Origin of the sequence: Streptomyces sp. MUSC 14, assembly GCF_001866675.1 — a bacterium.
GTDB lineage: Bacteria > Actinomycetota > Actinomycetes > Streptomycetales > Streptomycetaceae > Streptomyces.
Genome location: NZ_MLYN01000165.1, coordinates 1 through 386, shown reverse-complemented (window position 1 = coordinate 386; position 386 = coordinate 1). Strand labels below are relative to the sequence as shown.

Below are 386 nucleotides of genomic sequence, written 5' to 3'. Positions count from 1 at the left end.
CGGACCGAGGCCGCATCCACGATCACTGAGGTCCAGTCCACTTCACCGCGCGTACCGAGTTCGTCCAGGACTGCCCGGTGTAACCGTCTCCACAGTCCGGCCGCGGTCCAAGCGGAGAACCGGCGGTGCGCGGTGGCGGCAGAAACCCCGAAGGTCTCGGGAAGGTGCCGCCACGCGCATCCGCTGGTCAACACGTACACCACAGCCGTGAACACGGCCCGCTCGTCGCACGGGGCCGTGCCCCCGCCTTGCGGACGCGAGGCGAACGACGGAAGCAACGGAGCGACCAGCGCCCAGAGTTCGTCCGGAACCAACCGCTGTGACAGACCGACACCCATGGCAAGGCATCATGCCGCATCCATCTCACGCCACGTGAGACAAGCTCT

1 protein-coding gene is annotated in these 386 nt (G+C 67.1%); it reads right to left on the bottom strand.

Translation table 11 applies throughout. The features are described from left to right. The coding region (locus BIV25_RS48995) for a transposase (protein WP_143076863.1) at positions 1–338 on the bottom strand (338 nt) is incomplete at its 3' end. Between the last annotated feature and the right edge of the window lie 48 nt (positions 339–386).